At 69.3% G+C, this 5,087-nt stretch carries 3 protein-coding genes; 2 read left to right on the top strand and 1 reads right to left on the bottom strand.

The window, feature by feature from the left end; genetic code table 11:
* Positions 1-2,646, top strand: a 2,646-nt coding sequence (locus ACY45C_RS09935; protein WP_462187335.1) for a vitamin B12-dependent ribonucleotide reductase, incomplete at its 5' end; no start/stop codon positions are given.
* Positions 2,647-2,723: 77 nt separating this feature from the next.
* On the opposite strand, the gene ACY45C_RS09930 is transcribed toward ACY45C_RS09935, so the two are convergent.
* Entirely contained in the window at positions 2,724-4,061 is a 1,338-nt protein-coding gene (locus ACY45C_RS09930; protein WP_462187334.1) for an amylo-alpha-1,6-glucosidase, read from the bottom strand.
* A gap of 578 nt (positions 4,062-4,639) precedes the next feature.
* On the opposite strand from ACY45C_RS09930, the gene ACY45C_RS09925 reads away from it, so the two are divergent.
* On the top strand, positions 4,640-5,087 hold a 448-nt coding region (locus tag ACY45C_RS09925), incomplete at its 3' end, for a sigma-70 factor domain-containing protein (protein ID WP_462187333.1).

Below are 5,087 nucleotides of genomic sequence, written 5' to 3'. Positions count from 1 at the left end.
AAGGCCGCGAAGCTGGAGGCGTCGTTCGATCAGCCCGGCCGGGCCGCGGAGCCGGTGAAGCGGTTGCAGATCGAGCGCATTGAGCCGCGCGGGCCGATGCCGGTCTACGACATCCAGACCGACAGCGGCGAGTACCTCTCCGCCGGCCTACGTGTGCACAACTGCTTCATCCTCTCCGTGGACGACACCATGGAGTCGATCCTGAACTGGTACCGGGAAGAGGGGCTGATCTTCAAGGGGGGTTCCGGGGCCGGGCTCAACCTGTCCCGCATCCGGTCCTCGAAGGAGCTGCTGTCCTCCGGGGGCACCGCGTCCGGGCCGGTGAGCTTCATGCGCGGCGCCGACGCCTCGGCGGGTACGATCAAATCGGGTGGCGCGACCCGGCGGGCGGCGAAGATGGTCGTGCTCGACGTCGATCATCCCGACATCGTCGAGTTCGTGGAGACGAAGGCCTGGGAAGAAGACAAGATTCGGGCGTTGCGGGACGCGGGCTTCGACATGGATCTCGGCGGGCGCGACATCGCCTCCGTGCAGTACCAGAACGCCAACAACTCCGTCCGGGTAACCGACGAGTTCATGCGGGCGGTCGTCGACGGCGGCGGCTTCGACCTGCGGGCCCGCCTCGACGGCCGCGTCCTGGAGACGGTGGACGCCCGCGGGCTGTTCCACACGATCGCCGAGGCCGCGTGGGCCTGCGCCGATCCCGGCATCCAGTACGACGGAACGATCAACGACTGGCATACCTGCCCCGAGAGCGGCCGGATCAGCGCCTCCAACCCGTGCAGCGAGTACGTGCACCTGGACAACTCCAGCTGCAACCTGGCCTCGCTGAACCTGCTGAAGTTCCTGCGCCCGGACCGCAGCTTCGACGCCGAGGCGTTCGTCGCGGCGGTCGAGCTGATCATCACCGCGATGGACATCTCGATCTGCTTCGCCGACTTCCCGACGCCGGAGATCACCAGGGTCAGCCGGGCCTACCGACAGCTCGGCATCGGCTACGCCAACCTCGGTGCCCTGCTGATGGCCAGCGCCCGGGCCTACGACTCGGACGGCGGCCGGGCGCTGGCCGCATCGATCACCTCGCTGATGACGGCCACCGCCTACCGGCGCTCCGCCGAGCTCGCCGGGATCGTCGGCGCCTACGACGGCTTCGCCCGCAACGCGGGCGCGCACCGGCGGGTGGTGCGCAAGCATGCCGCCGCGAACGACGCGGTGCGTAGCGTGCACGCCGAGGACTCCCGGGTCCTCGCCGCCGCGTCCCGGGAATGGGCCCGGGCGCAGACCGTCGGTGAGAAGCACGGATGGCGCAACGCGCAGGCCAGCCTGCTCGCCCCGACGGGCACGATCGGTCTGGCGATGGACTGCGACACCACCGGCATCGAGCCGGACCTCGCCCTGGTGAAGATGAAGAAGCTGGTCGGCGGCGCCAGCATGAAGATCGTGAACCAGACGGTCCCGGCGGCCCTGCAGGCGCTTGGTTACCCCGAGGAGACCATCGAGGCGATCGTCGAGTACATCGCCGAGCACGGGCACGTCATCGACGCTCCCGGCCTGCGTCCAGAGCACTACGAGGTGTTCGACTGCGCCATCGGGGACCGCGCGATCTCCCCGATGGGCCATGTCCGCATGATGGCCGCGGTACAGCCGTTCCTCTCCGGCGCGATCTCGAAGACGGTGAACATGCCCTCGACCGCCACGGTCGCCGACGTCGAGCAGATCTACCTGGAAGGGTGGCGGCTGGGTCTGAAGGCCCTCGCCATCTACCGGGACAACTGCAAGGTCGGCCAGCCGCTGACCGACGTCAAGGGGGCGAAGCAGGCCGCCGAGCTGGCCGCCACCCCAGCTGGCACGGGAGACGGGGCCGGGACCGCCGGCTCCGCCGGGCCCGCCCCGGTGGAGGTCGAGTACCGGCCGGTGCGCCGCCGGCTGCCGAAGACCCGCCCGTCGCGGACGGTGTCCTTCTCCGTCGGGGGGGCCGAGGGTTATCTGACCGCCGGCTCCTACCCGGACGACGGCCTCGGTGAGGTCTTCATCAAGATGTCGAAGCAGGGGTCCACCCTGGCGGGCGTGATGGACGCGTTCGCGATCGCCATCTCGATCGGCCTGCAGTACGGCGTGCCGCTGGAGGCGTACGTCAGCAAGTTCATCAACATGCGGTTCGAGCCGGCCGGGATGACCGACGACCCGGACGTGCGGATCGCCCAGTCGATCATGGATTATCTGTTCCGTCGCCTCGCGCTCGACTATCTCGACGCCGATCAGCGGGCCGAACTCGGCATCTCGACCGCGGCCGACCGGGCCCGTCGGGTCGCGGGTCAGTACGGTCCCGCGCCGGCCGTGGCGGCCGTCGCGGGACCGGCGCAGCCCGCCGGGATCGACGACCCGGCCGGATCCCAGGGGGCCGCGGTGACCGGATCCTCGGCTTCCGTCGCCGATCGGGGTGACCCGGGTGTCCCGCCCGGTCCGGCGGTGGGGAACGGCCCGGCGTACGTGGCACGGGAGTTGCGGCTGGCACCGCCCGGTGAGTCGCTCGTCGCGCAGACCGTGGTCGATGCTCCGCTCTGCTTCACCTGCGGGGTGACCATGCGGCCAGCCGGTAGCTGCTACGTCTGCGAGCAGTGCGGTTCGACCAGCGGCTGCAGCTAGGCGTCGCAGCGGCCGGTCCGACCGGGTGCCCGGTCCGCACCGGGTGCCCGGTCCGAGACAGTGCTCGGTGGCGTGGCTCAGTGCTCGGCGGCGAGGAGGTCGACCAGGAGCGCCGCGGTCCAGGAGAACCGGTTGCTGCCCGCGCCGGAACCGTCGAGGGGTGAGTAGTACTCGAACATCGCCCCGGACGAGGCGATCATGTCGATCGTGTTCTGGCGCAGGTTCTCCGCGGCGTCGAGCCGGCCGTAACGCTCCAGCCCGTCGGCGATCAGCCAGTTCATGTTGACCCAGACGGGACCCTGCCAGTAACACCGGGGAAGGAAGCCCGGGTCGTCGAGCGGCACGCTCGCGATGCCGAACCGAGACCAGTAGCGCGGTGAGGTGAGCGTCTTGACCATCTCGTCGACCCGGTCCTGGGGCACGACCCCGGCATAGAGCGGCAGGAACCCCGAGATCGTCTCGTGGCGCAGCAGCGTTCCCGTCCGGAAGTCGCGGCTGTAGTAAGTGCCGTCGGTGTGGAGCCGCTCGATCGCCTCGCGCGTCCTGTGCATGGACCGCCGCAACCGGGCGGGGATGGTCTGGCCGATCTCGGCGGCGATGGCGGTGAGGTGCTCGTTGGCCCGGATGAGGATCGCGTTGAAGGCGACGTCCTGGACGAGGGGGACGATGGTCCGGCGGATCTCGCGGAAGTTGTAGTGCGCCCGCCGCAGCTCACGCACGATCCGGTAGAGCGTGAACAGGTCTCCCGAGGTGAGCCGTTCGTCGGGGGGGACCTCCTTGGAATCGCGCCGCAGCGCGTCCATGGCGTCGCCGCCGTTGATCCGGCGCAGTGCCCGCACCCCCAGCGGAGCCGCCGGCCTGGTGATCTCCATCCAGGCCGGCGTGTTGTCCATCCCCGACTCCCAGGAGTGGACCAGTGTGACGAGACCGTCGTCGTCGGGGTCGCGTTCGAGGTAGAGCCACGTATGGAAGCGCAGCAGGCCGGGGAGCAACGCGCGGTAGAAGGCGTCGCGGGCGGATGGCGTCATCATGGCGGCGATCCGGACGGCGGCTTCGGCGATCATCGGCGGCTGGGTGACCCCCGTGCTCTGCACTCCGCCGGCGGTTGTGGTCACCCGGTCGCAGCGCCAGCGCTGCGGACCGGCGTGATAGAAGTCCGAGGTCCCCGCGAAGATCACGTGGGGGATCATGCCGTTCGGCCACTGGCCTCGCAGCAGCGAGAGGACCTCCTTGGCGGCCCGTCCCGGGTCGAGATGGCGCAGTCCGATCGCGATGAAGCAGCTGTCCCAGAGCCACTGGTGCGGGTAGAGCGTCGGGGAGGGCCGGGTGATGTCGCCGAGGTCGTTGTCTCGTAGCACGTCGATCGCGGTTTCCCGTAGTGCCGCCAGGTCTGCGGGAAGGCTGGGGACGGGCATCGTGTGAGAGTAGCGGTTACACGCTGTGCACAGAGGCAGGGCCCGTCGGGTGTGGCCCGCCTAACGGAATCGCCGTTCTCGAGTGCCTCGGCGTGGGGGCGGCACCGGGGCGGCACCGGGGCGGCGTCGGCGGCGCCCGCGTCGGCCCGCCGGTCGTTCCGTCTCGGTGGAGAGCCCGGGGCCGGGTCGCGGGTGTCGGCTTGCCGACTACCGTTACGGGTTAGCACCGACCGGTGATCGTCGGAAAATATGGCACGGATGGCAGAACACAAAAAACTTCTACGATGAGTAATGTACCTGTTACTTATAGTTGCCACTGGCCTGATCCGCAGGGTGCGCGGCCACTGGAGAAGCTCAGGAGAGTTCGCGGTTCGCGCCACAGGGCGGAATCTGCCAGGTAATCTTCGCGGCAGCGAGTGCAGCGTCTCGAGGGCTAGGGTCTACACTGCTTGGTAGGCCCGGCGATCGCTGATGTCCGGGTGTGCCTGCACGGGGAATGGTTCCGCGTCTTCGTTCGTTACCTCCCACGTGCACAGAACGAGACGACCCACCCGCACCGACCATCGGATTTGCCACTGATGACGCTGCCTGCTCTGGAATTTGCCGAGCGCACCGATGACAACCGCCCGCGCAGCCCGCGGCGCGCCCGTCGGGCCGCTCCTCCTGTCCGCACCGCTCCCAGCCGTTCGTTGGCCGCTGTTCCCGACGATACCGACGAGCTCGACGCGGGCGCGGTGGCCGAGGTCATCGCCCGTGGTCGCGAGGCCGGCGAGATCAGCCGCTCCGAGCTGCGTGACGCGCTCGAGTCCGCGGACCTCGGTATCGAACTGTTGCCCGTTCTCATCGCGCGCATCAACGCCGCTGGCGTCGAACTCCTCGACGAGGAGGATGCGAGCGATGACGCCACCGCCGCCAGCCGGTCCACCGCCGAACACGCGGGTACCGCCGACCTCGTACGCATGTACCTGCGCGAGATCGGCAAGGTGCCGCTGCTCAACGCCGCCCAGGAGGTCGAACTCTCCAAGC

The sequence above is a fragment of the Frankia sp. CcWB2 genome (assembly GCF_977927585.1).
The sequence above is the reverse complement of the archived record's forward strand: the minus strand, read 5'-3'. Positions and strand labels throughout refer to the sequence as shown.

Excerpts from the sequence above, each read along its gene's own strand:
- ACY45C_RS09930 (WP_462187334.1), bottom strand. The coding sequence starts at position 4,061 with ATGCCCGTCCCCAGCCTTCCCGCAGACCTGGCGGCACTACGGGAAACC.